18 protein-coding genes are annotated in these 25,475 nt (G+C 69.2%); 3 read left to right on the top strand and 15 right to left on the bottom strand.

Annotation, left to right across the window (positions count from 1 at the left end):
• Positions 1–5 precede the first annotated feature (5 nt).
• From FS793_RS09010 to FS793_RS08980, 7 genes are all read right to left on the bottom strand, one after another.
• On the bottom strand, positions 6–983 hold the full coding sequence (locus FS793_RS09010) for an ABC transporter permease (protein ID WP_144720159.1): 978 nt from the start codon (positions 981–983) through the stop codon (positions 6–8).
• A 108-nt stretch (positions 984–1,091) separates the two neighbouring features.
• Complete coding sequence (locus FS793_RS09005) at positions 1,092–2,750, bottom strand: ABC transporter substrate-binding protein (protein WP_144720158.1); 1,659 nt, start codon at positions 2,748–2,750, stop codon at positions 1,092–1,094.
• Positions 2,751–2,802: 52 nt separating this feature from the next.
• Positions 2,803–3,858, bottom strand: coding sequence for a LacI family DNA-binding transcriptional regulator (locus FS793_RS09000; protein WP_144720157.1), 1,056 nt, complete (start codon positions 3,856–3,858; stop codon positions 2,803–2,805).
• A gap of 475 nt (positions 3,859–4,333) precedes the next feature.
• On the bottom strand, positions 4,334–5,713 hold the full coding sequence (locus FS793_RS08995; protein ID WP_144720156.1) for an APC family permease: 1,380 nt from the start codon (positions 5,711–5,713) through the stop codon (positions 4,334–4,336).
• 93 nt (positions 5,714–5,806) lie between these two features.
• Positions 5,807–6,904, bottom strand: a complete 1,098-nt coding sequence (locus FS793_RS08990) for a PD-(D/E)XK nuclease family protein (RefSeq protein WP_144720155.1) — start codon at positions 6,902–6,904, stop codon at positions 5,807–5,809.
• 234 nt (positions 6,905–7,138) lie between these two features.
• Positions 7,139–7,957 carry a hypothetical protein gene (locus tag FS793_RS08985; protein WP_144720154.1) on the bottom strand — a complete coding sequence of 273 codons (819 nt, stop codon included), beginning with the start codon at positions 7,955–7,957 and terminating at the stop codon, positions 7,139–7,141.
• Complete coding sequence (locus tag FS793_RS08980; RefSeq protein ID WP_144720153.1) at positions 7,939–8,298, bottom strand: hypothetical protein; 360 nt, start codon at positions 8,296–8,298, stop codon at positions 7,939–7,941. Before FS793_RS08980 ends, FS793_RS08985 begins: the two co-directional genes overlap by 19 nt.
• A gap of 10 nt (positions 8,299–8,308) precedes the next feature.
• Between FS793_RS08980 and FS793_RS08975 the strand changes: the two genes are divergently transcribed.
• On the top strand, positions 8,309–9,376 hold the full coding sequence (locus tag FS793_RS08975) for a DUF429 domain-containing protein (RefSeq protein WP_144720152.1): 1,068 nt from the start codon (positions 8,309–8,311) through the stop codon (positions 9,374–9,376).
• A 7-nt stretch (positions 9,377–9,383) separates the two neighbouring features.
• Complete coding sequence (locus tag FS793_RS08970) at positions 9,384–10,334, top strand: ADP-ribosylglycohydrolase family protein (protein WP_144720151.1); 951 nt, start codon at positions 9,384–9,386, stop codon at positions 10,332–10,334.
• Between the two features lie 9 nt (positions 10,335–10,343).
• On the opposite strand, the gene FS793_RS08965 is transcribed toward FS793_RS08970, so the two are convergent.
• The 8 genes from FS793_RS08965 to FS793_RS08930 form a co-directional block, all read right to left on the bottom strand.
• A complete protein-coding gene (locus FS793_RS08965) occupies positions 10,344–11,105 on the bottom strand; it encodes an LEM-3-like GIY-YIG domain-containing protein (RefSeq protein WP_144720150.1) in 762 nt (253 codons plus the stop codon).
• 44 nt (positions 11,106–11,149) lie between these two features.
• A complete protein-coding gene (gene leuE, locus FS793_RS08960; protein ID WP_144720149.1) occupies positions 11,150–11,881 on the bottom strand; it encodes a leucine efflux protein LeuE in 732 nt (243 codons plus the stop codon).
• Positions 11,882–11,962: 81 nt separating this feature from the next.
• A complete protein-coding gene (locus FS793_RS08955) occupies positions 11,963–12,412 on the bottom strand; it encodes a hypothetical protein (RefSeq protein ID WP_144720148.1) in 450 nt (149 codons plus the stop codon).
• Between the two features lie 215 nt (positions 12,413–12,627).
• Positions 12,628–13,164: a hypothetical protein gene (locus tag FS793_RS08950; protein ID WP_144720147.1), complete on the bottom strand. Its 537-nt coding sequence runs from the start codon at positions 13,162–13,164 to the stop codon at positions 12,628–12,630.
• A gap of 114 nt (positions 13,165–13,278) precedes the next feature.
• Positions 13,279–13,734, bottom strand: coding sequence for a hypothetical protein (locus FS793_RS08945; protein WP_144720146.1), 456 nt, complete (start codon positions 13,732–13,734; stop codon positions 13,279–13,281).
• Complete coding sequence (locus tag FS793_RS08940) at positions 13,731–14,975, bottom strand: exonuclease domain-containing protein (protein WP_144720145.1); 1,245 nt, start codon at positions 14,973–14,975, stop codon at positions 13,731–13,733. The genes FS793_RS08945 and FS793_RS08940 overlap by 4 nt, the downstream gene beginning before the upstream one ends.
• Positions 14,976–15,072: 97 nt before the next feature.
• On the bottom strand, positions 15,073–15,546 hold the full coding sequence (locus tag FS793_RS08935) for a hypothetical protein (RefSeq protein ID WP_144720144.1): 474 nt from the start codon (positions 15,544–15,546) through the stop codon (positions 15,073–15,075).
• Positions 15,543–22,151, bottom strand: coding sequence for a DUF3320 domain-containing protein (locus FS793_RS08930; protein ID WP_186329414.1), 6,609 nt, complete (start codon positions 22,149–22,151; stop codon positions 15,543–15,545). Before FS793_RS08930 ends, FS793_RS08935 begins: the two co-directional genes overlap by 4 nt.
• On the opposite strand from FS793_RS08930, the gene FS793_RS16585 reads away from it, so the two are divergent.
• Entirely contained in the window at positions 22,131–25,469 is a 3,339-nt protein-coding gene (locus tag FS793_RS16585; RefSeq protein ID WP_144720433.1) for an ATP-dependent helicase, read from the top strand. The two genes, FS793_RS08930 and FS793_RS16585, sit on opposite strands and share 21 nt — an antisense overlap.
• Positions 25,470–25,475: the final 6 nt, after the last annotated feature.

The raw sequence follows: 25,475 nt of genomic DNA, 5'->3' as shown, positions 1-25,475 counted from the left end.
TCCTCTCAGGCCACGCGCACGCGCGGGTCGAGGCGGACGTAGACGAGGTCGACGAGCAGGTTCGCCAGCAGCACGGCGGCGGTGATCGTGAGGAAGAGGCCCTGCATGAGCGGGTAGTCGAGCCCCTGCACGGCGGCGAGCAGCTGGTAGCCGACGCCGGGGTAGGCGAAGACGACCTCGGTGAGCAGGGCGCCGCCGACGATGAAGCCGATGCTCATGCCGATGGAGGTGACGCTCGGCAGCAGCGCGTTGCGGGCGCCGTAGCGCAGCATGATGCGCGAGGGGCTGAGGCCCTTCGCCTCCGCCATGAGGATGTAGTCCTCGGCGTTCGTGGCGATCATCGTGTTGCGCATGCCGAGCATCCATCCGCCGATCGAGACGAGCACGATCGACAGCGCGGGCAGCACGAGGTGCGCGGCGACGTCGCCGATGAACGTCGGATCCCACGAGGGGGTGAGACCGACGCTGAACGCGTGGCGCAGCGGTGCCCAACCGAGCATGACGCCGAAGAGGTAGAGGGCTCCCATCGCGAGCCAGAAGTAGGGGAACGAGCCGATGAAGACGAGCAGCGGCGGTGCGACGGAGTCGAGCAGGCCGCCGCGACGCCATGCGGCGAGGATGCCCAGCAGGTTGCCGAGCACGACGGCGATGACGAGCGAGACGCCGCCGAGCAGCAGCGTCCACGGCAGCTGCTGCGCGATGACCTCGGTCACGGGCGTGGGGAAGCGCGAGATGGAGACGCCGAAGTCGCCGGTGAGCACGCGCCGCAGGTAGTCGGGGTACTCCTGCCACCAGGGCCCGCCGTTGACGCCGAGCATCTGCTGCAGCGCCTCGATCTGCTGCGGCTCGAGCCGCTGCTGCGAGCGGGAGAGCATGCGCGTGACGGGGTCGCCGGGCATGAGCCTGGGCAGCAGGAAGTTCAGCGTGATCGAGACCCAGAAGGCCAGCAGGTAGAACCCGATCCTGCGGAGGATGAAGCGCATGACGTGCTCCTCACGGAGTGTGGTGATTGGGCAGCATTGGGACCCGATTGGGCAGCAGTGGTTCCCGACACGCCGTGCGGCGAGCCACTGCTGCCCGATCAGCGAGAGTCAGCCCTCGACGGGCTGCAGCGTGGTGAGCACGAGCACCGTGGTGGGTGCGCGCGTCGAGAGGGTGGCGTACGGGTCGTCCTCGGTCGGCCAGCCCGTGAAGCGCTCGGTCGTGTACGCGCCCCACTCGGGGCCCGAGAACAGCGGCACGACGGGTGCCTCGTCGGCGAACAGCTGCTGCAGGCCGTCGATCGCGGCGCTCTGGCCGGCGCCGTCGCTCGCGGCGGCGAAGTCGGCGAGCAGCGCATCGGCCTCGGGGGTGCCGAACCGGTGGTAGTTGTCGAAGGTCTGCTCGCCCACCGGCTTCACGGACTCCGTCGACATGACGTTCCGATAGAACTGGTACGGCGTGGGGGCTGCGGCGCTCCACACGATGCCGGTCTCGAACTCGCCGGTCTCGTAGCCGGCGACGACCGAGGCCCAGTCGGGGGAGTCGACGCTCGCCTCGATGCCGAGCTCGCCGAGGTTCTGGGCGATGATGTTCGCCACCGACAGCCAGTCGCTCGAGGTGGAGCCCACGGAGATGTCGAACGCGAACGGCTGCCCGTCGGGGGTCGTGCGCTGCCCGTCGGCGCCGGCGACGTAGCCGGCCTCGTCGAGCAGGGCGCCGGCGGCGTCGAGGTCGAGCGTCGTCCAGTCGCAGGCGTCGACGATCGCGTCGTCGCGCCACGCGTCGTACGCGCCCGACAGGCCGGTGCAGTCGGCAGCCGTCGTGTAGCCCGACATGCCGACGTCGACGATCTGCTCGCGGTCGAGCGCCATCGACAGCGCCTGCCGCACCCGCGCATCCGAGAACATCGGCAGCGTCGTGTTGAGCTGCCAGTTGATCATCGCGCCGGTGGGCGGGAACCAGTAGTGGCGCTGCTCGGGGTCGCGGTCGATGAACGCGGTCTGGATGTTGGGGATGTACTGCGGTGCCCAGTCGACGTCGCCGTTGATGGCGGCGAGGTTCGCGCCGTCGTTGCCTGCGAAGGCGAGCATGCGGATGCCCGCGATGTGCTGCGCGTCGTCCTGCCAGTAGTCGGGGTTGGGCAGCAGGTCGAACGACTGCGCCTGGAAGTTCGACACCTCGGTGTAGGGGCCGGTGCCGACGGGCTCGGGGTTCTCGAAGTTGGCCGGGTCGTCCTGCTGCGCCCACACGTGCTCGGGCACGAGGATCTGCTGGCCGAGCTCGAACAGCGCGGGGCTGAACGCGCTCGCGAGGGTGAACTGCACGGTGTCGTCGTCGACCGCCTGCACGTCGGCGAGGTAGTCGAAGCCGCCGAGCAGCTCGCGCTGCAGACCGAAGGTGAACACGACGTCGTCGGCCGTGAACGCCTCGCCGTCGGACCAGCTGACGTCGTCACGCAGGTCGAAGGTCTGGGTGAGGCCGTCGGCGCTCGTCTCCCACGACTCGGCGAGCCACGGCACGGTCTCGCCGTTCGCGGGGTTGTAGACGAGCATCGACTCGTAGATCGCCTGCTGCGTCATGGGCGCTGCGGTCGGCGAGAACGGGTTGAAGTTCTGGCTGAAGGTGCCCATGTCCTCGCGGGGGATCGTGAGCATGGCCTCGCCGGATCCGGCGCCGGTGCCGGATGCGGTGCAGCCCGAGAGCGCGATGGCGGCTGCGGCGCCGATGCCGAGCACGGTGACGGCGCGCCGCCTGATGGGTAGGGTCATGGTGTTCTCTCTCTGGCGTTCGTGGAGTTCGCTTCGGTGGGGATTCGCTCGATCACCGGCGTCGCATGCCGATGGACGAGCGCGAGCGCAGCGGGCAGGCGATCTCGACCCGTGGGTCGTCGATCGTCTCGCCCGCTGCCAGCGAGGCGAGCATGCTCACCCCGGCGGCGCCCATCTCCTCGAAGGGGAGGGCGACGGTCGTGAGGCCCGGCCGCAGGTAGCCTGCGAGGATCTCCTGGTCGTCGAAGCCGACGACCGAGATGTCCTCGGGGATGCGCAGGCCGCGCTCCTTGATGGCGTCGTACGCGCCCATGGCGACGCGGTCGTTGCCGCAGAAGATCGCGGTGGGCGGGTTCGGGTGGTCGAGCAGGCGGCAGGCGGCCTCGTAGCCGCCGTCGGCGTTGCCGTCGCTGGGCTCGACCAGGGTCTCGTCGAGCTCGAGACCGGCATCGCGCATCGCGTCGCGCAGGCCCTCGAGGCGGCCGAGGGTCGCGGCGATGCCGGGGGAGAGGGTGATGTGGCCGATGCGCTCGTGGCCGGCCTCGAGCAGCGACCGGGCTGCGGTGCGCCCGCCGGCGCGCTCGTCGGGCACGATGCTCGGCAGGCGACCGTCGAGGTCGAAGCAGTTCACGAGCACGCACGGCACGTCGTGTGCGTTGGCGGGCACGCGGATGCCGCGGTGCCAGGTGGCGGCGATGATGATGCCCTCGACGCGCTGCTCGAGCAGCTTCTCGATCGCGAGCGTCTCCATCGCCTGCTCCTCCTCGCTGGGGGCGATGAGCAGGAAGCTGCCGGACTCCCAGGCGCGTGCCTGCGCGCCCTTCACGATGTCGACGGCGAAGGGGGCCGTGACGATCTCGGTGACGAGGCCGAACCAGCCGGTGCGCTGGTTGGCGAGCGCGCGGGCGGCGGCGTTCGGGCGGTAGCCGAGGTCGGCGGCGACGGCCTGGATGCGGTGGCGCGTGGCGTCGGGGATCGCGGCGTCGGTGCCGTTGAGGGCAAAGGAGACGGCGGTGCGGCTGACGCCTGCGGCGCGGGCGATGTCGGCCATCGTCACGGCACGGCGGCGCGTGGTGGCGCTGGTCGCCCGTGCGTCGTGGTCGCTCATGGTCTAACTCCGTCTTCATCGACTAACCCGCGTTACCGAGGGTGTTGCTGAGCACGGTACGCGATCCACTAACGCGCGTCAACTGCGGATCCCCCGGCGTCGCTCCGGCGCGGGCCGTGTGCCCATCCGTCCTTGGTGCTCGCGTCCGGAGCGTCTCGGCAGGGCGTGTTGCCGTGGGTTCCTCAGGGTCGCTCCTCGAGGTGCGAGCGACGCGAGCCTCGAAAGAGCGTGCCGGGGAGGCCGACCAGCGCACGGAGTGATGCCCAGCGCGCAGTCGTCCGCATTTCGCAGACGAGAGCCCGCGCAGCATCACCTCGAGCGGCACGACGTGACGCTCAGCGCGCGTCGACGCGCACATCGCACACGAGGGAGCGCTCAGCGTCACCTCGTGCCCGCATCCACGCCGCTCGCCCGAACGCGGAAGCGGGGCGAGCCCGAAGGCTCGCCCCGCATCCGATCGGCATCGGTCGACTCGCTACTCGAGCGGGATCGACCGCGTCGGGTCGGCCGTGCCGCGTGCGTACTCGCGCTTGCGCGCGGCGCGGGCGATGAGGAACAGGATCGTGCCGACCACGACGTAGCCGAGCGAGATGAGCCACGTCGTGGCCGACTGCTGCGTGAGCAGCGCGACCGACGCGATGAGCGCCAGCACAGGGACGATGCGCGGCACCGAGAAGTGCTTGTGCTGCACCTCGTCCTTCTTCAGCACGAGCACCGAGATGTTCGCGGAGATGAAGACGAGCACGAGCAGCAGCACGGTGGTGTCGGCGAGGGTGCCGACGTCGCCGACGAAGGACATCGCCATCGTCACGATGCCCACGACGAGGATCGCGACCCACGGCGTCTTGCGGCCGGGCAGCACCGAGCCGAAGACCTTCGGCAGCAGCTTCGCCTCGGCGAGGCCGTACGTCGCACGCGACGCCATCACCATGAACAGCAGCGCGCCGTTGCCGATCGCGACGAGGGCGATGATGCCGAACAGCCACGTCGGGAAGGAGAAGCCGGATGCGGTGATGACCTCGAGCAGCGGGCCCTCGGAGCTGGCGAGCACGTCTGTCGGCACGACGATCGATGCGCCGATCGCGAGGGCGAGGTAGACGACGGCGGCGGTGAGGATGGCGCCGAACAGCGCGCGCGGATACGAGCGCGAGGGGTTCTTGACCTCCTCGGCCATGTTCGCCGCGGCCTCGAAGCCGAGGAACGAGAAGAACGCCGTGATGGTGGCGGCGAACGCGCCGGTGAAGGGCGAGATGCCGTCGGCGAAGGTGACGGGGCGCGACAGGTCGCCGCCGCCGCCGAAGATCACGAGCGCGGCGATGACGATGATGATGATGAGGCCGGTCATCTCGACGAGGGTCGCGCCCACGTTGGCGATGAGCGACTCGCGCACGCCACGGATGTTGATGACGATCAGCAGCGCGATGAACACGAGCGTGACGGGTACTGCGGGGATGTTCGGCACGATCGCCTGCAGGTAGTCGCCCGCGAACGCGTTGGCGAGGGCGGCCGACGTCGTGATGCCCGAGGACAGCATGAGGAAGCCGATCGCGAACGTCACGAAGGGCTTCTTGAACGCCCGCTCGGCGAAGCGCGCTGCGCCGCCGGCAGCCGGGTACTTCGTGATGAGCTCGGCGTACGTGCCTGCGGTGAGCAGCGCGAGCACGAGGGCGAGGATGAGGGGCACCCACAGGGCGCCGCCGACGTCTTGCGCGAGCGATCCCATGAGGGTGTAGATGCCGGCACCCAGGGTGTCGCCGACGATGAAGAAGAAGAGGAGAAGGGTGGTGATGCCCTTCTTGAGCTTGGTCCCGGTCTCGTCGGGTTCGACGGAGCGTGCTGTTGGTGCTTCGGCCATAGCCGACCACCCTGCCATAAGTGGTCCGATGGCGTGGCCGTTCGCGCGCAAGTTGTGGGATCGGTGGATGCGTGCCTATCGGCCGATTGAGCCTCAGTCGGGCCGTTCGCCCGCCGTCCATCGCAGCGCCAGCTGCGCGAACCGGTCGGCGACCGCATCCTCGTCGGCGGCGAGGGGAAGGCCGAGCGGGATGTGGTCCCACGGACGCGTCGGACGGTTGCGGCTCTGGTACGCCTTCACCGCGTAGCCGAACGTGCCGGTGCGCGGCAGCCAGCCGACGAGCAGCTCGATCGAGCCGCCGGTGCGCGGCGTGAAGCCGACGTAGGCGAGCGCGCGCTCGCCGCGGCTGCGTCCCCACGCGTGATCGCCGGCGCTGACGACCCACGACGAGTGCTCGATCCCCGCCGCGTTCAGCCGATCGCCGATCGACTGCTGCAGCCGCGTCCCGCGCGCGACGAGCACGGCGTTCACCGACTCGAGGGCGGTGAAGAAGTCGAGCACCTGATCCTGCCGATACTCGATCGCCGTCCAGAGCTCGTCGAGGCGGTGCTGCTCCTGCTCGATCGTCATCGTCGCGATCCTCTCGCTCGTGGTCTCGCGGAACTGTGCGTACAGCTCGAGGCTGCGCGGATCGGCCATCGGGCCGACGTCGTAGAGGGCGGCGTCGGCGGCGTCGAAGAGGTCGTCGTAGCGCAGCGATCGGATGCCGGGTGCTGCGGCGCTCGCGAGGTCGCGTCGCGTCGGGGCGAGCACGGCGGCGACGACGGTGCCGTGGCTGCGCGCCGCATGCGCCACGTACGTGCCGAACGGGTTCGCGATGGTGGCGTCGGCCGTGTTCTCGATGACGATCGCCACGTCGAGGGCGTCGTTCTCGAGCAGGATGTCGATGCGGGTGCGGTCGTCGGTGCGGGCCTCCGTGGCGACGGACCACTCGCTCGATCCCTTGCAGGCGTCTGCTGCGAAGGGGCGCCCGCTGGCATCGTCCGCGTCGCCGAGCAGCGTCAGCAGGGCGTCGACGAACGTGGTGCCGAACCCGTGCCGCTCGTTCGGATCGAGCAGGAAGGCGAGCACGTTGGATGCGACGGTCTCGCGGCGCGGGAACCCGGCGACGCTGAACACGTTGACGGGCGCCGGCGGCTCGAACGCGCTCGTGAACGGTTCGTCGAGGAACCCGAACGCCTGCGACACCATGCCCGGATCGTAGGTTTCGCCCCGGCACGTTTGCTGAGGATGTGCCCCGAGGTGTGAGCCGTCGTCGCGCTGAGGCGCCTGTGCAACCGCGTCTGGCGCGTCTCGTCGTGCGCGGCCGCCTCACGCTTCCCAGTTGATGCCCGCTCTCTCAACCGCTCCTTGAGGTGCGAGCGAAGCGAGCCTCGAAAGGAGCCGACCCGCTCCTCCCAATCCTTCCGCCATGGCATCCGCGCCCTACGGCGAGCACCCCGGATCGTTCGGATACTCGATGCAGTCCCCGCGCGTCAGCACCGTCTGCACCTCGAACACCTGCACCGGCTCGGCCGGCGCCGCAAGGTCGAGCGTCCCAGGAACGGTCGCCCACCCCGTCCCCGTCGCGATGTCGGCCTCGAACGTGATCGTCACGGTCGCCGTGTAACCGCCGCGCGCGCCGTACTCGTGGCTGGTCGAGGTGGCCGTCCAGTCGTCATCGCCCGACTGCCACATCGCGCCGGCATCGCTCGTGCTCATGACGGCGCCGTCGCCGTAGTCGAACGTGAACGCCACGGGACGCCACCGCACCTCGATCGGCTGTCCGAGCAGCGTCCCCTGCTGCACATGGTCGGTCGCGGTGGCGACGAAGTTCGTCGGGATGTTGAGCACGCCCCAGTTCTCCGGCTGCACGACGAGCTCGCCGACGGCGGGCGTGAACGAGGCGAGGTCGGCGATGGTGATGGGCCGGATCGCGTCGTCGGCGGCGGGCTCGACCGGATCGCCAGGCGGCGGCACGCACTGCGTCTGATCCTCGGCCATGGCCACGCAGCGGTCGTAGAGCATCTGCAGGTAGGAGCGCCAGGCGCGGTCGGCGGCTTCTTCGTCGATGGGGGTGATGGCCGCGTCGCCCGGTCCGCCCTGACCGGGAGTCGTCTCGGACCCTCCAATCACCACGCCAACCTGGGGACAGATGCCAGCACGGACCATCTGTTCCGAGCAGATCGCGGCCTCTTCAGCGGCCGTCACCAGCGACGGGAAGAATGTGAGTCCGGCCGCCGTAATCAGGAGAAGTCCGCGCACACTGACGAGCTCTCTGCTTCGAGGGATTCTTGAGCGGTCACGATGACCTCGCCGCGGGCGTTCACTTGCGTGGAAAGACGCCAGGGCGTGATCTGGGAGGAGGTTGCCTCCCAGATGGCGCCCGACTCGACGTCGAATGCCTCGACTCCCCGCGAGTCGACGCAGACGTCGACCTCGGTCGCCGAATCGTCAGCGAAAGCGGTTTCGACAATCACGGATAGTCCGCGAAAGTTCACGCCCATTTCGTGGGTGTCCCGCATATCTGCAACAGCCTGAGTGGCGACGTCACTTGATACGTACGGAGTCAGACGGGTGTAGTCGTAGTCGTACTCCGCATACATCGCGCTCTCCGTGTCCAGGAAAGCTTGGTACGACGCGGTCGCCAGCTCTCCGAGCTCCGCACTGGAGAGGGAAGGGCTTGGGTCAGGGGTAGGGCTGACGCTCGGCTCGTCGTCCGCAACACACCCCGTCAACGCCACCGACGCCACGGCGCCCACCGCACCCCAGCGCATCCACCGACGTCGAATCATGCCCGCGACCATAAGGGCAGCCTCGGCGACTCGACCGGAGTTGTCCACAGGTGAGGCGCGCGCAGGCACGGACCAGACCTCGGACCCCTCACGTAGAGTCGCGCAGGGAGGCAGGATGGACTCGGCGGTGCACATCGGGCTCGACCTCGCGTGGGCCACGCGCAATCGCACCGGCATCGCGGCCGTCGACGCGGACGGGGCGCTCATCGCGTCCGCGACCGTCAGATCCGACGACGAGATCGTCGCCTGGGTCGAGCGCCAGGCACCGCGCATCGGCGTCGTGGCGATCGATGCACCGCTCATCGTCACCAACGCCGAGGGCAACCGTGCGTGCGAGCGCCTGGTGAACGCGGCGTTCGGGCGGTTCGATGCGGGCACGCATCCGTCGAATCTGTCTAGGTCGTGGTTCGACCCTCCGCGAGCGGCGACGCTGGCTCAGCGGCTCGACCTGGAGATCGACCCAGCGAGGCCACCCCGCGAGCGCGTCGCCATCGAGGTGTATCCGCATCCGGCCATGGTCGGGCTGTTCCGGCTCGGTCGCACGCTCAAGTACAAGCGCAAGAAGCAGGGCTTCGAGCTGCAGCTGAGCGAGACGCGCCGCCTGCTGCACGCGATGGAGGGCATCGACAGCCTCCGGCTCCGCGACTCCGAGGACTGGGCCGTCATCCGTCGTGTCGTCGACGTCGCCACGGGCGCGGCTGCGCTGGGGAGGGTCGAAGACGAGATCGACGGCATCTTGTGCGCGCATCTGGCGTGGCTGTGGGCGCGACGGTCGCCCGCGCTCACCGTGTACGGCGACGTCGAGCAGGGCTACATCGTCGCGCCGCCTGCGCCCTCGTGGCCGCCGACCCCTCGGCTCGGTGCTGCCTCCGGATCGCCCCGTGGATGATGTGGTCATGACTGCCGACGCGACCCTCGACCGCGCCCTGGGCGCCATCCTCGGCTCCGCGACGGGCGACGCGCTCGGAGCGCCGTACGAGTTCCAGCCGCCGCTGCCGAGCGATAACGCCGTCGTGATGCGCGCGGGCGGCGCGTTCGACTGGGAGCTCGGGGAGTGGACCGACGACACCTCGATGGCCGTGCCGATCCTGCGCGCACTCGCAGACGGGCGCGAGCTCACCGACGAGTCGACGCTCGATCTCCTCGTTGCGACGTGGGCCGGATGGGCTGCGGGCGCGAAGGACGTCGGCAACCAGATCCGCGCCGTGCTGGGCTCGGTCGAGGCGCCGACGGCGGCGTCCGCCCGAGCGGCCGCTCGCGCCATCCACGACCGCACCGGACGCAGCGGCGGCAACGGCAGCCTCATGCGCACCGGTCCCGTCGCGCTCGCGTACCTCGGCGACGACCGGGACGACCAGCTCGCCACCGCAGCTCGCGCGATCAGCGACCTCACCCACTTCGACCCCGAGACGGGCGACGCGAGCGTGCTCTGGTCGCTCGCGATCCGTCACGCGATCCGCGCCGGCGAGATCGACGTGCACCGCGGCATTCGCCACGTGCCGTTCGAGCGGCGCGAGACGTGGCTCGCGCGCCTCGACGAGGCCGAGCGGTTGATGCCGTGGGACTTCCCGCAGAACGGCTGGGTCGTGCATGCGCTGCAGGCGGCGTGGTCGGCGATACGGCACGCCGAGTCGCTCGAGCGGCGGCTCGTGCTCGCCGTGCGCTGCGGCAACGACACCGACACGGTCGCGGCCATCGCCGGAGCGCTCGCGGGTGCGGCGGCGGGTGCGTCGAACATCTCGGACGCGTGGCGCCGCGAGCTGCATGGATGGGCCGGCCCCGGCGAAGTCGCGACGGCCGCGCACCTCGAGGCGTGGGTGGAGCGGGCGACGGCCTACGCGCGCTGACGAGACGAGTCAGTCGGCTGCGATGGCGCCGGGGTAGCCGTCGACGAATCGGCGATACATGAGCCGGTTGGGAAAGACGTCGCGCACTTCGGTCCCGACGACGTGCGCGAGTTCCTCCGCCGGTGCGCCGTGGAATCCCCATCGGTCCTTGCCCTGATCCCACGGCTCCTGCGACTCGAACCAATCGTCGACGCGGTAGGCGCCGCGCACCACCCCGTAGGCGACGCCAAGGCAGTAGCGGGTTCGTGCGCGCACCCACCCGGCGACCTTCCAGTGGCCGCGAGTCTGCTCGTAGATCTGCGCGTCGTTCCAGTCGGGGCGCCAGCCCTTCTGGATCTTCACCATGATGACCGGCTCTGGGATGGGCGGGCACGGCAGCGCACGATGACGCGCGACGACGGCGGCGAGCGATGCGAGCCCGTGCGTGCCAGAGTCATGACCGCGCACGAGGTTCGTGAGTTCGTCGCCCGTTGCGGCGTAGGCGTCGATAACGGCCTGCTCGACAGCGAACGCGGTGGCCTCATCCTCGATCCCGGTGCGCAGGAATAGCAGCTCCACCTCGCGGCCGGCCGCCTCGACCTCGGTGATGCGCCGCAGCTTCGCGCGCTCTGACGCCGGATCCTTGTCCGCCTCGCGATGGTGCGCGTTGATCCGCGCGCCGATGCCCTTGCCGACGTAGAACACCGCCCCGTCGCGAGGGTCGCGCAGCGCGTACACGTAGTAGCGCAGCGCGGCCGCGACCTCGTGGGGGATGTGGATCTCCTGCCGCATGGGTCGACCGTACGGCCGGCGCCTGACAGCGGGTGAGGCCGCCGTCAATGCAGCGGGCTCGTCACGAGCTTCGCCGCGAACCCGAGGAACACCGTGCCGATCGCCGCGTTGCCGCCGGCGGCGATGAGTGGGCGCTTGCGCACCGCAGCCGCCAGGCGCGCGCCGACGAGGATGAGCGTCGTCAGGTAGAGCGCGCTCGCGATCTCGAGCAGGCCGCCGAGCAGCAGGAACGTGAGCGCGGGCGCCTCGTACGTTGGGTCGACGAACTGCACGAAGAAGGCGAACATGAACAGGATCGCCTTGGGGTTGAGGATGCTCACGATGAACGCACGGCGGAACGGTCGCTCGACCTTCACCGGTGCCGTCGCGAGGGCCTCGCGGCTCACGTCGAGCTCTCCCGCCTCGATGCCAGCGGCCTCGAGGCGGACGAGGTCGATGGAGGAGGTGTCCTCGGGCGCGCGCATCAGTCGGCGCTGCCGCCACTGCTTCCACGCGGCACGCAGCGACGTGATCGCGAGGAACGCCAGGTACGCGGCGCCGCCCCACTGCACGATCGTGAACAGCATCGGGTTCGCGGCCAGCACCGACGCGACGCCCAGCGCCGTGAGCACGATGAGCACCGCATCTCCAAGGAAGACGCCCGATGCGGCGACATACCCGGCGCGGATGCCGCGGCGGGCCGCGACCGACAGCACGTACATCGAGTTCGGGCCGGGCATGAGGATGATGACGGCCAACCCGGCGAGGTAGCCGCCGAGGTCCGTCACGCCCAGCATGCAGCGATCCTCGCACCCGGCGCGGACCTGTGACGTCATGGATTCCGGCCGGGTGCCGGCGAGATCCTGCCGCGGTCGTCGCTACGGCAACGCGGCCTCGACCAGGGGCCGCAGCACCGAGATGTCATGCTCGGCGTCGCGCAGCAGCTTCGTGCCGCGGTGGGCGAGTTGCTCGCTCGAGATCTCGACGAGCTCGATGCGGTAGCGGGCGAGCTCGGTGCGGCGGCGCTGGTCGTAGGCGATGCGCTGCAGGGTGCGCTCGGATGCGGTCGCGAGGTCGGGGATGATCGGGCCCGCGTAGTACTGCGCGGCGGCCGCGAACTCGGGCCAGTACGCGTCGACCGGCAGCTTGCGGCGGGTGCCGCGGGCATCCGGATCCGCTCGCAGCCAGTCGAATGCGAACTCGCGCAGCGCGCGACGGCCGACGATCTGCTCGCAGAGGCTGAGCACGTAGTGCTCGTCGCTGTTGACGCGGATCGGGCCGGTCGACAGCGGGATGTCGAGCCCCTTCGCCTCACGCAGCGAGCGCATCGTCACCCGCCTTCCAGGCCTCGCGATGGTGATCAGCGCGCGTCGGTCTGGCGGTGGTGCTCCGGGTGGTGCTCATCGGCGTCCCCTGTCGGTGAGTCTCTACGCAGGATAGGACGACGTCCACCGGGGACGGCGGCGGCCTGTGGAGAACTCGAGCAGGTGGACGCGCTCGTGCGACGACGCGGGCGAGCCACAGAGCCGCAGCGGGAGACGAGTCAGAGCACGTCGGTCTCGACGTGCGCGAGCTGGGCCGGCACGGCGATGTCGTGGTCGCCGGCGCTCGCGATGCGATGCACCTCGACGACCGTCGGGGCGGCGGCTCCGGCGTCGGCGACGATCCACTCGCCGATGAGCGTGCGGCTGCCGTCGGGCGTCTGCAGGGCGACGCCGGTGACGTCGAACTGCCCATAGAGCGGGTGCTCGAGGCGGGCCGATGCGAGGTCGCCGTGCGCGAGGTCGGTCGCCGCGACGACGTCGCCGTCGAGGTCGCCGAGCTCGGTCAGCGCCTCGAACGCGCGCAGCGGCGTCGTCGGCTTGCCGGTGCCCGAGTCGAACGCGCGGGCGGCGAGCAGGCGCGACCCGTCGGACACGGTCGCGACCGTGCCCGCGTACTCGAAGAGCCCGTAGCGGTCCTCGCGGAAGACGGCGCGCACGGGTGCGTCGGCGTCGCGGTCGGCGATCGCGGTGGTCATGGCGGCGACGTCGCGTTTGGCGGATCCCTGGGCGGCGGTGAGTCGGTCGAGCGTGCTCATCGGCGTGCGTCTCCTCGTCGGTGAAGCCTGGCCGCCAGGATACTTCGTCGCGAATCGCCTCCGACCGGGATGCGACGAGCCCGGTCGTCTGGCGGTGACGCGGCGGGCCGTGGGTCAGCGACTCGCGCACCAGGGCGCGAGCATGGTTGCGAGCACCGCGCGGTCCGCGGTGACTTCGCGGGTGAGTCGGGTGCCCCTCGTCGCCAGCTGGTCGCTGCCGATCTCGACGAGCGCGACCCCGTGAGCCGGAACCTCGACTCGCCGCCGCTCGTCGTAGATGCGACGCTGCTCACCACGTGAGACGCCGCTGATGGTCATGACGTCGGGCTTGTCGAAGAAGGGCACGCTTGCGCGGTGCTGCACCTCGTGGAACTCGACGACGAGTGCGAGGTCCTCCCAGAAGGCGTCGACGGGCAGGCGCCGGCGACTGCCCGCCCGACCAGGGTCTCCACGGAGCCAGTCGAAGGTGTGCTGCCGGGATGCCTGGTGACCGAGGATCTCGTCGCAGAGGTCGATGACGTAGTGCTCATCCCTATCTCGCCGAGCGCGACCAGGCCGAAGCTCGGTCACGCTGCCATCTCCGCGAGCAGCCGCTCGAACGCCTGCTCCGTCACGATGGGCACCCCGAACGCTCGCGCCTTCGCCGCCTTGCCGCTCATCGAGTTCGGATCGGCTGCGACCACGATCGCGGTCGTCTTCGTGATCCCACCAGGAACGAGTCCCAGCGCCCGCGCGTCGGCCTCCCAGTCGCCACGCTCGCGCACCATCGCCCCTGTGAACACCACGCGGTCGCCGCGGGAGAGACGGATCCCGCCCCGACCGAGCAGCGCCATCGCAGTGTCGTCGTCGGCGCGTCGGTCAGCGGCGTCCGCCAGCGCGGCATCCACGTCGGAGGGGCGGAGTCCGAGCGCGCTCGCGATGCGCAGGAGGTCGGCTCGTTCCTCGCTGGTCACCACGTGGTCGGCCAGCGCTACCTCCGCCATCGCGCGAAGGTAGTCGCCGTGCAGATCGAGCACCTGCCCGCGCGTCAGTCCGAGCTCGAGCGCGACCTCGACGAGCCCCTCCTTCTCGTGCTCGGCGAGCACGCCATCGAGCAAGGCGAGCTCGAGCGAGGCCAGATAGCTGTCGACCCGAGCATCGGCTGCGCGAGGCATGTGCGAGACGATCGCGTCGAGCCACTCGTCCTCACGGCGTGCTGCGATATCGGTGCGACGCACGAGTCGCAGCTCGGGATATGCGCCGCTGTACGCCGGCCAGCGGTAGCCGCGCGTGGCAGTGAGCTCCTCGGTCCACGGGGGAGTCATGCGCGCTGCGTCGAGGTAGTGGCGCAGCAACGCTGCGGTCGCAGCGGCGTCGGCCGCTGCCGAGTGCGCGGATCGCAGCGGGATTCCGGCCGCGTCGCAGCAGTCGACGAGCTTGCGGCTCGACGCGCTCAGGAAGGTCGGCGACCACCGCATCGTGCAGAGTCCATGCAGCGGCACGACCTCGAGCGGCACGCCTGCGCGCTGCAGCTCGGCGGCGAGGAAGCGAAGGTCGAACGACGCGTTGTGCGCCACGATCGTGCGGCCGGCGATCGCTCGCAGCACATACGGGGCAATCTCCTCGAACCGTGGTGCGCCGCGGACGTCGCTCGCGGAGATGCCGTGGATGCGAGTCGGGCCAACGTCGCGCTGCGGGTCGAGGAGCGTCGACCACTGCTCCTCGACGTCGCCACGCTCGGAGACGAGCACGAACGCGATCTCGACGATGCGGTCGCCGTGCGCGGGAGAGAATCCTGTGGTCTCGACGTCGATGACGGTGTAACCGCTCATGGCTGCTCCTCGCGATTCGTTGCAGTCATCGTAGAACGGCTGGGACGTAATGTCGCTTGATGCGTCATCTCGATGGTGCAACGCGACGCGTCCTCGGTCACAGCCCGTGGAGCTTTCTCCAGAGCCAATTCGAAGCCAGAGTGCGAGAGGTCAGGGGATCGAAGTCCTCGCGCTGCTGAAGTGCGAGGCGAAGCAGGGGGTAGCGCGTCTCAGTCACGCTGTCGAGCTCTGCCAGATACGCGGGCGTCGAGGTCTGGTCGATGATGGCACCGCGCCAGTACTCCCAGGTGCTGTCCGTCACACGCCCTATTCGTCGGCAGTCGATCTCGTCTTCGCAGAGCTGAAGGTAGCCGCGCGCGATCACCCGGTCCCGGTCGGTCGGCACGCCGTCGAGGGCGAACGCGTCTGACCGCTGGTCCATCAACGTCCAGTAGCGCTGCACGTACAGCGCTTCGAAGTCGCGATGCATCTGCCGACTATGGAACAGCAGCTGCCAGGCCGCGACCCCGACGGCGATGAGCGTCGCGGTCTGAACGATCGCTCCGATGACATCGAAGGGGGTGAACGTCATCGACGTGCTCGATCGTCGGCGCCGCCGTGCCAGGTTGCGTGCACGAGCTCTCCGTCGCGACGGAGCCTGCCGGTCGAGAGGCCACGATCGAGCCCTCGTTCCAGCGCGGCCCTCGCCTGCGTCGTGAGCCGACGCCCGCCGAAGACACCGAGCGTCTCGGCTACGAGCTCCTCGCCTGTCGCGCCACCGCTTCGGCTCGCGACGACAGCCATGGCGTTCGCGATCTCTTCCGGGGCGATCTCCTGTACCGAGCGGCTCTCGCCATCTGCAGGGGTGCGGAAGGCGGTGTAGTCACCGGGATCAGCTCCACGAGGCCATGCGAAGTCCGTGTCCCCGGAGCGACGCAGCAGTGAAGGCACGCAGCGCAGGATGCGTTCCTGCCTGCCGGCCGTGACACGGCCCAGGCCGTAGACATCGCCGACGAGACGCGCGACGCGGGTGTAGGACACGGGTCCTTCTGCTGAGACGATCTGCTCGATGTACTCGCTCACCTCTTGGTGTGGTCGCACGTTCGGGAGGTCGTCGACCGAGTAGCGCGGTGGGCGCGCGGCTTCAGCATTCCAGGGAGCGAACTCAGACGCATGCCGAGCGAGCATCGCTTCAGCTGCTGTTCTCGCTCGAACGCTGCCGGCCGACGTCGCACCGGCGCGAAGTCGCGGCTCGGGCTCGTCGTGCGCTCCGTCGCGATAAGCCTCCACCGAGCCGGTCGGGCTCTCGGTCGGGTCAATGGCGATGTCGCGCCGATGGACGGGTCCAGACGCGGCGAGCGGTCGAGTAGCGGCCTTTCCTGCAGCTGCGTCCTTCGTCGTCGAGACGAGACGATCGAGCACGGCATCGCGATCGCGTAGCCAGTCAGCGAGCCAGACCCGCTCGACGGCCGGCCAACCCATTGCCCCGCGTAGCACCGAGATCGGCAGGCCATCGCGATCGTTGACGGTCTTGCGCTGGTGCCAGCCCGGCCCATCGAGGAGCACTGCTACGAGTTGGCGAGTCGAGTCATCGGGGTCGGCGATCGCCACGTCGACGCGGAAGTCCGACAAGCCGACGTCGATCGACGCGTGCATCCCGCGGTCGCGAAGCGCCTGTGCGACATCGTCGCGATGACGGTCGATGGTCGACTTGCGCAGTGTGCTCGCCAGCGCCGCGCTCGCACCGCCTTGGGCCCGCACGAGGAAGTCGGCGAGGTGCTGCAGAGCGAGACTCGTCGGCTGACGAGCCTGCAGCTCGGCCGGTTCGAACGAGCAGAACACGATCGACTCCGTCCGCGCTCTGGTCACGGCCACGTTCAGCCGGCGTTCCGCTCCCGGGAGGTTCATCGGGCCGAACGTGAGTGGCACCTTCCCCTTCGCGTCTCGTGAGAACGCAATCGAGAACAGCACGAGATCAGCTTCCTTGCCCTGGACGCTCTCGAGGTTCAGCACCCAGAGGTCCTGATCGTCGGGATCCTCCAACGTCGCCGCGATGCGGGCGTCGGACGCGGCGAGCAGTCGCTCTCTGATGAGCTCGCGTTGCTGGATGTTGAGTGTGATGACGCCGATCGAGGGAACCTCGTCGGGCGAGGCCGAGTAGCGGGCTTCGATCTCGGCCACGATCGCTGCAGCCTCGACCGAGTTCGTTCGGGAGGCCGTTCCCGTCGTCGAACGGTCGAACGTGCCGTCGACTCGACGGAGACTCAGGCCGCTACCCTCAGCGCCGATGGGAGACGGGAACGACGCGAGCTTCGACTCGTAGTACTTCTCGTTCGAGAACGCGATGAGCGTCTCATCCTTGCTGCGGTAGTGCCAGGTCAGCCAACGCCGCGGGATGTTCGCCTGCACGCACTCGCGAAGGATCGACTCCTCGTCTGCCACCACCGACGAATCCGCCTCGTCCTCCGCTACCGCAGAGTCGAACATCGACGTCGGCGGCATCTGCTTGCTGTCGCCCACCACCACGGCGACCTTCGCCCGTCCGAGGGCACCGATGGCGTTCGCCACCTTGATCTGCGACGCCTCGTCGAACACAACGATGTCGAAGAGATCGGCGTTCGCGGGCAGGAATCGCGCAGCCCCGTCGGGGCTCGTCAGCACGCACGGGGTGATCTGCGTGATCAGATCACCGTGCGACGCGAAGAGCTCGCGGATCGTCTCGCCACCGCGCTGCTTGCCCAGCTTGCGACGCAGCTCGCCGATGCGACCGCTCTGTGCACCGGCGTGGAAGGTCCGATGCTCGACCACAGCAGCAGGGATGCGCTGGGGGAGCATGCCTCGGATGTCAGTTGCGTTGGCGACGAAGCGGTCGATCGCCGCGTGATGTGTCGTGCGGTCGAACGCACCTAGTCTCGTCGCCTCGAACCGCTCATGTGCGGACGCCTCAGCGACGCCGTGGTCGAACTCCAGAGTCAGGGTGTCCGGATCGAGCTCGCCGGCCAGGATCCGCGCCCGGATCCCGTCGAACGGCGGCTCGAGGAGCGGCTCGAGTGCGGCGAGCAGGTCGTCCCACTCGTGCGCGCCATCGCGAATCGGGCTGCCGGAACGAAGACGCAGCCATGCCCAGGTACGGAGCGGCTCGTGCTGAGGATCGAGTGCGCGACCGGTCGCGTGCTCGACACGGTGCCATGCGGCTTCGACGGCGCTCGCGAGCGACGCGTCGTCTGCGAGGCGTCCAGCGCGACCGGAGGCCAGCACCGCGGCAGCCATCGAGTCGCGGGACGCAGACTCCACGATGAGCAGTCGCGTGCCGAGACGCTCGAGGGCCTCGTCGAGCTGCGTGCGGCTCTGAGGCAGGAGCGGGTTGACGGCGGACGGCTCGATGCCGATCGGAAGTGCAGCAATCCGTCGCCGAAGGTCCTCGAGCACCCCGCGATCGGCGACCAGCGCAGTGATGATGTCGAGCATGCCCGCCGCGTCGGGTTCGGTCGCCTCGAGTTGCCACGGTTGCAGCACAGCAGCCGCCTCGCGCTGACGTCGCTTGCGGCTGAAAATGTTGCCCGTGCGGGCTGCAGCCGCTGCGGACTGCCACGTCAGGAGATCCTGCTCGACGACCTCGGCGCTCAGCTGCGCACGCCACGGGCGCGGCGCGTCCGCCCACGCGGCGATGTCGCGGCGCAGCGCGTCGACGGCTGCGATGCCTTGAGGGTCGGCGATGTGCACGAGGGTGTCCGGGTTCCATGCAGGCCCGACAACTCCATCGCGCCAGATCGCGAGCTGCGCCCGCGTGCCGCAGCTAGGCAGCACCGGGGCGAGTGCCGCGGACCGCGAAGCGGCGTTCAGCGCCTCGTCGAGTGCGATGGCGGCAGCAGCGACGTCGGCGATCGACGAAGAGGGCCGAGTCAGGAACGACCAAGGATGCTCCGCGCTGGGCCGAGCTGCGAGCATGCGCTCCCCGACCGAGCCCAGGGTGACCCGCACCGACTGCAGCCGGTCGGCTGGCACCGCCGTGATGTCACGAGGCAGCGCCATCGGCTCGGTCCCGAGCTCGCGAGCAGCGAGCACGCGATTGTGAGCGCTGTACATCGAGTGGCTTGCGGCGTTGGGCTCGTGGAGCGTCCGTGCATAGCGCTGCAGCACGCGCTGCGATGCGCGCGCGGACTCCGTGCGCGTCTCGAGACCGTCGGCGTCGAACTCCGGCGCGAGCTCGAGCGCCGCGAGCAACGACTGCTTGACCTGCTTCGGCTTGGCGTCGTCGTGGTGGAGGTTGAGCGTGAGCGCGTCGAGTCCAGATGCTCGCAGGCGCTGATCGACGACCTCGAGCGCATCCGCCTTCTCCGCGACGAAGAGCACGCGCTTGCCGACGGTCATCGCCTGCGCGACGAGGTTCACGATCGTCTGGGACTTCCCTGTCCCTGGGGGACCTTCGAGCACGAAGGTCGTGCCGTGCACGGCGTCGGCGACCGCTTCGAGTTGCGACCCGTCGGCGGGGATCGGCGTCAGCAGTCCGAGTTCGTCCAGGTCGGTCCCCGATCGTAGGGCGACGGGGTCCCGGAATTCTTCGGTAGGCGTCTCGATCAGGTGCTTGACGACGGGAGTCTGCGAGAACTGCTCCCAGTGATCGGCGACGTCCTTCCAGAGCCGGTAGGTGCCGAACGCGAGGAGGCCGATGGCGGCGACCTCGTCGACGGCGAAGTCGAGCCCGCGGTTCGCGATGGACGCGCGGACGGATGCGAATGTCGCGGCGAGGTCGATGCCGGCGGCGTCATAGGTGGGCTCGGCGAGCCCGGGAAGTTCGAGGTCGAACTCGACCTTCAGCTTCTCGAGCAGCGCGAAGTTCGGGGTCGAGGCGCCGGACTCGTCGATCTGCATCTTGAAGCGCGTGCCGCGATGCGTCGAGGTGAGTCGGACCGGGACGAGCACGAGAGGGGACTCGAGGCGCTTGCCGCCGATGTCCCATCGCAGCATGCCGAAGCTGACGTAGAGGTTGTTCGTACCGGCTTCACGTTCGAGTCGCTGAGCCTCGGACGTGAGCTTTCGCATCTTGGTCGCGTACATCGTCACCGGATCGCGACGGTCGTCCTCCGCCAGTCGCGGTGTGCTGACGACGACGGTCATCCGCTCGTCGAAGCGCTGCGCGACTGCCTGCTGGATGGTGTCCGCGTAGCCCTCCATGTCGCGCTCGCGGAGTCTCCGCTGCAGGCGGTCGACGGTGACCGCGTCGAAGTCCCAGTCATGCGTGATGGGCACGATCGCGCTCGAGTTCAGCGCATCCTCGAGCCTCCCGAGGCCAGCTCGGGGGATGACGAGCGGCGTCTGGGACCGCGGTGCGTAGTTGATGAGGCGGTTCCGCAGGCTCAGATCGAGGAGGGACGACTTCCAACGCTCGACGCGAGCTGGCGCTGTCGTACGAACGGCTCGGCGATCGCTGGCGAACTCGATCGCGGAGCGACCGGGGCGACCGGTGTACTCGACGATGGTCACAGCCCCATCAGGTGCGACGACCCGCGCGGGCATGGCCCGTACGCCGCGCATCCGCGCCACCCTGACATCGACGATCGCCGTCAGTGCCGCTGTCCCCGCGTCGCCTAGGTGCCCTTCGCCGGCGCGCTGCGCGGCAGCGAACGAGTGCTCGCCGTCTGCCGTCGACAGCTTTGTGGACTCGATCAGACCGATCTCGCTCGTGCCGAGCGCCGAGAGGCTCGACGGCCAGATCGCGGCACTCGGTGCGAACGCGTCGCTGCGCCAGTAGCCAACGAAGATGTGGCCGGGCATCGCCACGAGCAGCGGCGCGACGTCGAGCGCCTCGAGCACGGAGGCGAAGAGGATGGTCGAGTCCATGCATGTCGCCAGTCGGGCGTCGAGCACCTCTTCAGGCGTGCGAACGAGCTGTCCTGGGACCGACCAGCTGGCGGGCGGCTCCGAGTAGCCAAAATTGCGAGCGCGCACCACCTCGAACGCGGCGCGCACGATGTCGTCGACCCGACTGGCGTTGGCCGGGTCGTCTGACTGATAGACGGCGATCGACCCGTCGCCGGTGTTCGCCTGCAGGCGTCGCTGCACGTCGGGCAGGAGGGACTGGATGGCGGGAGAGTGCGGCTGCACGTGCGCGGCGAGCACCTCCCACGGCAGCAACGAGGAATCGAACCTGTGCCAAGTTCGCGGTCCCAGCACCGTGATCGTGCGGCTGTTGCTCGCTCGCTCCGTTCCGTCGGCACCGATCACTCGCGCCTCGAGCGATCCCGCGACGACGTCCGTGACCGACCAGATCGCGTTGCCATCGATCGGCAGGTCGTCGGTGTCGAGCCGAATACTCTCGCCAGGTGAGAGCGCGAGCTCGGTGCGATACGGACGTGTCAGGCGCCGACCGCCGGCGAGAAGCTGCACCTCGAGCATCGCGCCCCGAAGATCCGTCGACCCCGCGGATACCTCGACGAAGCCACGGATGGGGCTCGCCGTCGAGGCCATGCTCAGCGTGACGTGCTCGGAAACGATCACGTTCGCACGTGCTGCAGTGCATGCCGACGACTTCGGGAGAGCGACGTCGGCGACGCCGAAGGCGCTGGCGAGCGCAGCGACGCGGGTCGCGAGCAGCGTCAGGTGCGACGCCTCGAGGGTCGCCAAGCTCTGCAGGCTCGCGGAGATCTCGTTGACGAGCATCGTCTGCGACGCGGTCAGCGGGTGCACCTGCACGGCGTGCCGGAGGACGTTCAAGCCATTGCCCTTGTAGGCGACCGCCTCGGCGTCCGTCATGCCCTCGTGGATGGCGACCGGCCACGGTCGCCCACCGGTCTGCTCCGCGAAGTGCTCGGCCAGCAAGTCATCGAGGGCATCGAAGAACGTGTCGAGGATCTGGCCGATCGAGGCCGCGTCCGGGCCGGGCACGCCCGCATCGGTCGCGGCCGCGAGCGGAGCGCGCTCGACCTCGGCGGTGCCGTACAGGATCGCGTCGCACGTCGCGAGGAGCGCATCGTCGTGGATGAGCACCCCGTCAGCGGGATCGAGGAGGGCCGCGGCAGCGTCGAAGCCCGCCTTCGTACCTGTGATGGCAATCCAAGAGTCCCGGTACTCGATCTGGCCTGCGACTGCCGGGTCGGATGCGATGAGTTCGACGAGGCCGTCCTCGAAGTAGCCCGAGGCGTCGATCCACGCGACGTCGACGTCGCCGATGTCGCGATGGAACGCCGCGATGGTCATCGGCGCCTCTGGGTCGATGTCGAACGCTTCGAAGGTCTGGCCGATGCTGTACCAGTCGGCGATCGAGCGAGCCGTCGTCGCAGTCTTCCAGAGTGCGATGAACGACCGCGCCCTCGCGACATCGACGAGCGAGTAGTACTCCTGGCCGTCGTGCCCGATCGACCGTCCATACGCGAACTCGGGTCCGGTGCTCATGGGTTCCTCTGCGCTGTCTCTCGAACGTCGCGCGTCGACGCTCAGGCTCGACACGCGCTGCGCGCGATCACAGCGGGCGACGCAGTGCATCAATGCTACGCCCGACGGGAGACACGAAGTCTCGGAACGAGAGAGGCCTCGGCACGACGTCGTCACTCCGCGTCGAGCGGGCGATCGCTACTCTGGCGACGACATGTCAGGACGGAGCTCGTGGTGAAGTTCACGTGGGTCACCCCGGAGCCAGCGAAGCAGGCTGTGCCGCGGGCCTTCGTCGCCGCGCTCCCCGCGCACCCCTCGCCGAAGCTGCCAGTCACTCCGGCCCCAGCACCGCTCGAGCCTGGTGTGCGCATCGAGCCCGTCACGAGGGGTCCGAAGGCGCACGACGCCGACATCCCGGCGCTCTCCGGCGATGCAGCTGACGCGGTCGCGCACCGAGGCAGCCACCTGCAGATCATCGCCGCCGCTGGCTCGGGCAAGACAGAGGTCGTCTCGCAGCGGGTCGCATCACTGCTCGCAGATGGCGCGCCGCCCGAGTCGATCGTGGCGTTCACCTTCACCGAGAAGGCTGCCGCAGAGCTCAAGGAGCGCATCCGTGAGCGCGTCACGGCTCGCATGGGCGTGGAGGCGACCGATCAGCTCGGACGCCTCTTCGTCGGCACGATCCACGCGTACTGCTTCCGCATGCTCCAGACGTACGTGCCCCGCTACGAGACCTACACGCCGCTTGACGCCAACCAGCTGACGAACTTCATCTACCGCGAGAGCAACCGCATCGGGATCGCGGGCATCTGGCCCGAGCGAGGGCGCTTCAAGAGCATGGAGGTGTTCCAGCGCGGCATCGACGTGATCGAGAACGAGTTGATCGACGTCGAGACGCTGCCCGCCGGGGCATTCAAGCAGGCGGTCGCTGGGTACTACGAGTCCCTCGATCGCTACCAGTTCATGTCCTTCGGCACGCAGATCGTGCGAGCCGTCGAGGCTCTCGCCGATCCTGAGACCCATGCAGCTGTGGCCGCTCCGCTGCTGCACCTCATCGTCGACGAGTACCAGGACGTGAACCCGGCGCAGGAGCGTCTGGTCGAGCTGCTCGCCAAGCCCCACGGCAGCGCCGACGTCGTGGTCGTCGGCGACGACGATCAGGCGATCTACCAATGGCGTGGATCCTCGGTCGAGAACATCGTCACGTTCGCCGACCGCTACGACGACGTCACGCAGTTCCGTCTGCTCACCAACCGGCGCTCGCGGCCGGGCATCGTCGAGGTGGCCAACGGCGTCGCGCAGTCGATCGAAGGTCGCATCGACAAGCAGATGCTGCCGTTCCGCGAGGCGGACGGGCCCAGCGTGGCGATCGCGCGCGACGACGGCGACGAGCACGCGGCCGCTGCGTCGATCGCCGAGCAGATCCGCGAGTTCCACTCGCAGGGGCTTCCTTATCGCGACATCGCCATTCTCGTCCGCGGCCGCGCCGCCTACCCGGCTCTCATCGCCGCCCTCGAGGCGGGCGGCATCCCGGTGCAGGCCGGCGGACGGTCTGGTCTCTTCGCGCAGCCCGAGCCGCAGGTGTTCGGCAAGACGTATGCCTGGATCAGCGACGTCGAATGGTCGACCGGCCGTGGGTCGCCGCGCGAGCGCGTCGAGCTCGCTCCGCTCGTCGCCGAGTACGCCGCCGTGTTCGATCTCGACGCGACCACCGCAGGTGAGCTTCGAGAGCACCTCGAGACGTGGAAGGACCGGGCGCTCGCGAGTACCTTCAACGAGAGCCTCGTCGGCGACTTCTACGCGCTCATGTCGCTGCTCGGGGTGCGGGAGTGGGATCTCGGCGACGCACTCGTGCGGAATCGGCTCGGCACCATCGCGCGCTGGACGACCGTGCTCGCCGATTACGAGGGAGTGAGCTGGCGCTCGCGCAAGGACCCCGCGATGCCCGGCGAGCAGGTCGGCGGCCAGAGCGGCGGCGTGTGGTTCTACAAGAACCTCGCGATCCTGCTGGTGAACTATGCCACCGGACACTACGACGACTTCGAGGGTGAGGACGGCGCCGCGGCGGACGGTGTCGCGCTGGGCACGGTGCACGGGTCCAAGGGCTTGGAGTGGCCCGTCGTCTTCTTGCCGTCGCTCGTCACGACCCGGTTCCCGTCGAGCATGAGCGGACGCCGACAGGAGTGGCCGAACGAGCTCGAGGGACGATTCGAGGTCAGTCGCTACGAGGGGACCGACCCCGACGAGCGACGACTCTTCTACGTCGCCGTCACCCGCGCTCGCGATGCCCTCCTCCTGTCGAGCTACTCGCTGCAGCCGAGCGGCAAGAACCGCGCCGCCTCGCCGTTCTTCAACGAGGTCGCTGCATCCTTCACCGGTGCTGGCGAACCGACGTCGGCGACGTCGAAGGGTGGCTTGCAGGCGGAGGACCTCGCGGTCACCTACAGCGAGCTCGCCGCCTACGAGTCGTGTCCCCGCAGCTACCTCCTGCGCAACGAGCTCGGGTTCACGCCCACGATCCAGCCGGAGCTCGGCTACGGCAACGCCGTGCACCACACGATGCGCGTGCTCGCCGAGCGCACGCAGGCGACCGGAGAGGTTCCGACGACTGCACAGATCGATCAACTGCTCGACTCGGAGTTCTTCCTCCCGTACGCCAACAAGGCCGGACATCGCGAGATGCGCGAGAAGGCCCGCACGCTGGTCCTGCGGTACGTCCGGGAGCATCCGCAGGACCTGCTGCGCACGTGGGCGACGGAGCGCCCGTTCGAGCTGTACCTCGAGGGCGCCGTGATCTCCGGCCGCGCAGACGTGATCTACGACAATCACGATGGCCAGGTCGGACGCCTCGCGATCGTGGACTACAAGACCTCGACCGGTGGCAAGGTCGACCCCTTGCAACTGCAGATCTACACGGAGGCTGGCCGCCGCGAGGGTCTCGACGTCGGCGCAGCGTTCATCCACGATCTCGGCGCAGAGCAGCGGCACGACGTCGCCGTCGACACCACCGCGATCGCGGCGGCCGAGCGGCAGATCGTGGCGACCGTCGAGAGCCTCCGCGCACGTGAGTTCGAGCCGAAGCCCGAGCGGCGCAAGTGTCGACTCTGCGACGTGCGCGCGATCTGCTCGGCCGCGACGCGCTGACCGACT

It is taken from the genome of Agrococcus jejuensis (assembly GCF_007679035.1).
GTDB classification, from domain to species: Bacteria; Actinomycetota; Actinomycetes; order Actinomycetales; family Microbacteriaceae; genus Agrococcus; species Agrococcus jejuensis_A.
Note: the sequence above shows the minus strand (reverse complement) of the source record. Positions and strands in the feature narration are given on the sequence as shown.